We start from the raw sequence: 5448 nt of genomic DNA, 5'->3' as shown, positions 1-5448 counted from the left end.
GAGACGGAAACCAAACCGAAGCCGATGGTCGAAATTGGCGGACGTCCCATTCTCTGGCATATTATGAAAATCTATGCCGCGCACGGGATCAACGAGTTCATCATTTGCCTCGGCTACAAGGGCTATGTGATCAAAGAGTTCTTTATCAATTATTTTGTCCATAGCTCCGATATTACCGTCGATCTCGGCCGCAACGCCGTCGAGGTGATCCGCCCGCAGGCCGAGCCCTGGCGCGTCACCCTGGTCGAGACCGGCGAGGCCACCGAAATCGGCGGCCGCATCCGCCGCATCTTGCCGCATGTCGCGGGGGATGACGCATTCTGTCTCACCTATGGCGACGGCGTTGCCGATATCGATGTCCGCGGCCTGATCGACTTTCATCGCAAGGAGGGGCGGCTTTGCACCGTCACCGCCGTGCAGCCGCCTGGCCGCTTCGGCGCCATTCGCCATGAGGGCGCGCGGGTGACGCGCTTTGCCGAAAAGCCGGTCGGCGATGGCGGCTGGATCAATGGCGGCTTCTTCGTCGCAAGCCCGGCGGTCGGCGCCTATATCGCCGGCGATGACACGGTTTGGGAGCGCGAACCCCTGGAGCGGCTGGCCGAGGAGGGGCAGCTCTCGGTCCATTTCCATCAGGGCTTCTGGCACCCGATGGATACGCTGCGTGACCGCCGCTTGCTCGAGGGGCTTTGGGCCTCTCGCCAGGCGCCTTGGAAGATCTGGTGACCCATGCGCATTCTGATTACCGGTAATCTCGGCTATGTCGGCTCGGTGCTCGTTGGCCATTTGCGGCGGGCGCTGCCGGAGGCGCGCCTGATCGGCTTCGATGCGGCGTTTTTCGCCCATTGCCTGACCGCGCGGGCGCCGCTTCCCGAGCATCGCCTCGAGCGCCAGCATTTCGGCGATGTCCGCGATCTCCCCGGCGATTTGCTCGACGGGGTGGACGCGATCGTGCATCTCGCCGCGGTTTCGAACGATCCCATGGGCAATCGTTTCGAGGTAGTGACGGATGCGATCAATCACCGCGCCAGCGTGCGTCTCGCCGAACTCGCGGCCGCGCGCGGCGTCACGCATTTCGTGTTTGCCTCCTCCTGCAGCGTCTATGGCCTTGCCGATGCGACGCCGCGCCGCGAGGGCGATGCGCTCAACCCGCTCACCGCCTATGCGCGCTCGAAAATCGCAACCGAGGAGGGGCTCGCCCAGGCCGATCTCGGGGCGATGGTGACGACGTCGCTCCGCTTCGCGACCGCCTGTGGCTTTTCGCCGCGGCTGCGGCTTGATCTCGTACTCAATGATTTCGTTGCCGCAGCCCTTGCCGCGCGCCGCATCAGCGTGCTCTCCGATGGCTCGCCCTGGCGGCCGCTGATCGATGTCAACGACATGGCGCGCGCCATCGTCTGGGCGCTGACCCGCGATGAGAGCGCCGGCGGGCGGCGGCTTGCGGTCAATGCCGGGTCGGATGCGTGGAATTTTCAGGTCCGCGATCTTGCCGCCGCCGTCGCCGCAGCGGTGCCGGGGACGGAGGTTTCGATCAACCACGCCGCACCGCCCGACCAACGCTCCTACCGCGTCGATTTCCGCCTGTTTCGCGAACTCGCGCCGGCGCATCAGCCGGCGATGACGCTGGCCGGCTCGATCGCGGCGTTGCGCGATGGGCTGGCCGCGATCGCCTTCGCCGACGCAGACTTTCGCAACTCACCATTGATGCGCCTTAAAGTTCTCGAACATTTGACCGAACAGGGCAGGCTCGGCGCCGATCTGCGCTGGCGCGAAGGAGAGGTCTGACGATGATTTTCCATGAAACCCCGGTTGCGGGCTGCCGTCTGATCGAACTCGAAAAACGCGGTGACGCGCGGGGATTTTTTGCTCGCCTCTTTTGCGAGCGCGAATTCGCGCAAGCCGGTTTGGAAACCCGCTTCGTGCAGGCGAATAATTCGCTGACGGCTGAGGCCGGCACGCTGCGCGGCCTGCATTACCAATTGCCGCCCGCCGCCGAGGTCAAGCTGGTGCGGTGCGTGCGTGGCGTGCTCTGGGACGTGGTGCTCGATCTCCGCCCCGATAGCCCGAGCTTCGGGCGCTGGTTCGGCGCCGAGCTTTCGGCCGAGAATCGCCGCATGATGTATGTGCCGCGCGGCTGCGCGCATGGCTTTGTCACCCTGGGGGACGATGCCGAGGCGCTCTATTTCGTCAGCGCCTTCTATGCCGCCGAGGCGGAGCGCGGGGTGCGTTGGAACGATCCGCGCTTTGCGATCGATTGGCCGATCACCCCGAAAATTCTCTCTGACAAGGATGCCGCCTGGCCCGATTTCAATGACGAATTCCACGGCACCGCGCAGCTGCGGGGGGTGCGGTGAGGATTCTCCTCACTGGCGCCTCGTCCTTCACCGGCTATTGGTTTGCGAACGCCTTGGCGGCGGCGGGCCACGAGGTTGTGGCGCCGCTGCGGGGGGCGGCGGCGGGCTATGCGGGGGCACGCGCCGCGCGGGTCGCGGGGCTCGAAGGCACGGTGCGCTTGGTGCCCGCATGCCCGTTTGGTGACGCAAAGTTTCAGGCCCTGATCGCCGGGGAAAAATTTGATCTCCTCTGTCACCACGCCGCCGCGGTCGGCGATTACCGCAGCCCGGATTTCGACGTCGCCGCCGCGCTCGCCGCGAACACCAACGGGCTGCGCTCGGTGCTCGCAACGATGGCGGAGCGCGGTCTGCGCGGCGTCGTCCTCACCGGTTCGGTGTTTGCGCAGGGCGAGGGCGCCGGCGAGACGCCGCTCCGCGCATTTTCGCCCTATGGGCTCTCGAAGGGGCTGACGGCGGCGGTGTTTCGCTATCGCTGCGGCGAGATCGGCCTGCCGCTCGGGCATTTCGTCATCGCCAACCCGTTCGGCCCGCTCGAGGAGCCGCGCTTTTGCACCTATCTTCTGCGCACCTGGCGCGAGGGCAAGACCGCCGAGGTGCGCACGCCGCGCTATGTCCGCGACAATGTCCCGGTTCGTGCGCTGGCTGACGCCTATGCCGGCTTCGTGGCGAAAATCCCTGGCGGTGCTGCGGAAACCCGCCTCGGCCCGAGTTTTTATGTCGAAACCCAAGGCGCGTTCGCCGAGCGTTTTGCGCGCGAGACCAGGGCGCGGAGCAAGCTCGCTTGCACCCTCACGCTCGCCGAGCAAAGCGATTTTTCCGAGCCGATGGTCCGCATCAACACAGACCCGCTCCGACTTTCCCCCGTTGCCGAGGCGGCGCTCTGGGATGAGTATATCGAGGCAGCGCTGGCGGGGGTGTAAGACGAGACGATGGGCACAGGGACAGGCCGAAAATCTCCTGTCAACGCGAACGAAGAGGAGATGCTGCGTCTGCGCTCGGTGATCGCGGCCCAGAAATGGGATATCGCCGGCCTCGTCGAACAGCGCGATGCTTTGCTGCAAACCGTCGCGGCGCGCGAGGAGACCATCGCTCATCTCGAGAGCCGTCTCACCGCGCGCAAGGCCGAGCGGGGGCGAATGGCGCGGACCATCACCACGCTCCGCGAGTCTGGCCGCCGTGCCGGTGCTGGGCTCGATCTCGCGGCAACGGCGCTCGGGCTGTTGCCGGCGCTGCTCGACGGGGCGGGCGCTATGCCGGTCGCGCTGGCGGCGTGGCTGCTGGAGACGCTCGGGATGATCGATGCCGCCTTTTATCGGCGCCATTGCCCGCTTTCGCTCGGGGATGTCGATCCCGCCGCGCATTACCTGGCGCAGGGTGAAGCGGCCGGCATCGCGCCCAATGTCCTGTTCGATCCGCGCTTTTACCGCAGCCAATTGCCCCCGGAGACAGCGCTGCCGGCCGGGCTGCTCGGCCATTATCTGCTGGAGGGTTGGCGGCAGGGCCTTGATCCGCACCCCTTGTTCAGCGGCGCTTTCTATGCCCGGCGCTATGGCAGCGAGGGTGCTGGAAAAATTAATCCGCTGCTTCATTTTCTCCGCCTCGGCGCCGCCGCCGGGCATGCCCCACATCCCTTGTTCGACCCGGGCTTTTACGCCCGCCAGCGCGGCGATGGCGCCGGGCACGACGCGGCCGCGTTGGTCGAGCATTTTCTTGTGACCGGCTGGCGTGAGGGGCTGGTGCCGAGCCCGCTCTTCGATGCCGTATTCTACATCCGCCGCAACCGCGCGGCGCTGGAGGCCGGTGTCAACCCGCTGCTGCATTATCTTCTGGTCGGCGAGGCGGAGGGCAGGATGCCCAATCCCGGCTTCGACCCCGCTTATTACCGCGAGCTTCTGCCGCCCGGGGAGGCGCCGCGCGGCAGCGTGATCGCCCATTTCGTCACAACCGGCGCCGCGCGTGGCCTCGCGCCAAGCCCGCTCTTTGATCCCGCTTTTTATGTCGAGGCCAACCCCGATGTGCGGCTGGGCGACGCCAATCCGCTCGCCCATTATCTCGAATTCGGCGCGCGCGAAGGCAGGGATTTCCATCCCCTGATCGATCGCGATTATCTCCGCCGCCAGGTGGAGGCGGTGGCGCCGGGGGAGGGAGATTATCTCCGCCTGCTCGCTGAGGATCCGCGCTGTCGCGCGCTATCGCCGACGCGGCTCTTCGATCCCGCCTTCTATGCCGCCCATGTGCCGGCGGCGCGTGAGGCCCCATGCGGCTTGTTCGAGCATTTCCTGCGCGCCGTCGCGCGCGCCGATGTCAGCCCGCACCCGTTATTCTCCACCGCGTTTTATAGCGCGCAGGTGGAGTGGCGGGCGCGCTCACGCGACCCGCTCTCGGATTATCTTCAGTTCGGCGCCGCCGAGGGGCTTTTGCCGCATCCCTTGTTTGACGGCAAAATCTATCTCGAACGCTATCCGGATGTGGCGCGCGATGGCGCCAATCCCTTGCTCCATTACCTCGAGCATGGCGGGCGCGGGACGGAGCGGCGGATTCCCCATGCCCTGTTCGACCCGGTCTATTTTCTGGAAAATCTTGGCCGGGTGCCGGACGCGCCGCATCTGCAGGAATTTCTGACGCTGCCGCTCGAGGAATTGGCCGATCCGTTTCCGCTGTTTGATTGCCAGTATTACCTTCGCCAGGTGCCGGCACTGTTTGAGAGCGGGATCAACCCGCTGCTCCATTATCTGCTTTCGCCGCCGGGGCAGGGCGCCAACCCGCATCCTTTGTTCGACGAGAAATTCTACCTCGCGCAAAAACCCGAACTCGCGCGCGGCAGCAAGCCGTTGCTGCTCCATTATCTGCAGCAGGGCTATAAGGAACTTCTGTCGCCGCATCCCTGTTTCGATAGCAAATACATCGCCGAACGCAGCCCCGATCTGATCAAGGAGGGGCGGATTCCGCTGCTCGATTATCTGATCCATGGGGCGTTCCGCGAGTATGACCCGGCGCCGTGGTTCGATGGCGTCTCCTATAGCATTCTCCATCAGGAGGCTGATCCCAAGGCCGCCAATCCGCTGGTCGATTTCCTTGCGCGCCACCCGGATTTCCG

The 5448-nt window shown here is 65.5% G+C and carries 4 protein-coding genes and 1 pseudogene; all 5 read left to right on the top strand.

Annotation, left to right across the window (positions count from 1 at the left end; all coding sequences use genetic code 11):
• The coding region (gene rfbF / locus ACP5M5_RS14165) for a glucose-1-phosphate cytidylyltransferase (protein WP_427938416.1) at positions 1–723 on the top strand (723 nt) is incomplete at its 5' end.
• Positions 724–726: 3 nt separating this feature from the next.
• Positions 727–1782, top strand: a complete 1056-nt coding sequence (locus ACP5M5_RS14160; RefSeq protein WP_427938414.1) for an NAD-dependent epimerase/dehydratase family protein — start codon at positions 727–729, stop codon at positions 1780–1782.
• A gap of 2 nt (positions 1783–1784) precedes the next feature.
• Positions 1785–2351 (top strand): dTDP-4-dehydrorhamnose 3,5-epimerase, encoded by a 567-nt coding sequence (rfbC, locus tag ACP5M5_RS14155; protein ID WP_427938413.1) that lies wholly within the window; start codon positions 1785–1787, stop codon positions 2349–2351.
• The gene (locus ACP5M5_RS14150; RefSeq protein WP_427938411.1) at positions 2348–3271 is read left to right on the top strand and encodes an NAD-dependent epimerase/dehydratase family protein; all 924 of its coding nucleotides are present in this window, start codon (positions 2348–2350) and stop codon (positions 3269–3271) included. The genes rfbC and ACP5M5_RS14150 overlap by 4 nt, the downstream gene beginning before the upstream one ends.
• 60 nt (positions 3272–3331) lie before the next feature.
• A pseudogene (locus ACP5M5_RS14145) lies at positions 3332–5448 on the top strand (hypothetical protein); the annotation flags it as partial.

Source organism: Acidibrevibacterium sp. (assembly GCF_049965395.1).
GTDB classification, from domain to species: domain Bacteria; phylum Pseudomonadota; class Alphaproteobacteria; order Acetobacterales; family Acetobacteraceae; genus Acidibrevibacterium; species Acidibrevibacterium fodinaquatile.
The sequence above is the reverse complement of the archived record's forward strand: the minus strand, read 5'-3'. Positions and strand labels throughout refer to the sequence as shown.

Bases quoted from the DNA above. Each gene is read 5' to 3' on its own strand.
- ACP5M5_RS14160 (WP_427938414.1), top strand. From the start codon at position 727: ATGCGCATTCTGATTACCGGTAATCTCGGCTATGTCGGCTCGGTGCTC.
- rfbC (WP_427938413.1), top strand. From the start codon at position 1,785: ATGATTTTCCATGAAACCCCGGTTGCGGGCTGCCGTCTGATCGAACTC.